General features: G+C 52.1%; 1 protein-coding gene. It reads right to left on the bottom strand.

Annotated features, from left to right (window positions below; all coding sequences use genetic code 11):
• The coding region (locus QMG93_RS35155) for a condensation domain-containing protein (protein WP_281944542.1) at positions 1–263 on the bottom strand (263 nt) is incomplete at both ends.

Genomic DNA, 263 nt, shown 5'->3' with positions numbered 1-263 from the left:
GATCAGGTTAAAGTCATAGTTCGTTTGTTCCGTTATTTCCACGTTTGTGATCATAAAGCCCGACTGACCGCCGCTTCCCAATTGCTCCACCTGCTGTTCGACCGGGTAGTTCTCAAACACCATAATATGATGGATCAGATCCTGCTTCTGTCCGGTCGACTCCTGAATGGCATACAGCGGATAGGTATCGTAGGCGCGGGACGCTACCGCTTGCTCCTGATTCCTTCTCAGCACTTCCGCGAAGGTTGCCTCCGCTTCACTGC

This window comes from Paenibacillus tyrphae (assembly GCF_027925525.1).
Classification (GTDB): Bacteria; Bacillota; Bacilli; order Paenibacillales; family NBRC-103111; genus Paenibacillus_G; species Paenibacillus_G tyrfis_B.
The sequence above is the reverse complement of the archived record's forward strand: the minus strand, read 5'-3'. Positions and strand labels throughout refer to the sequence as shown.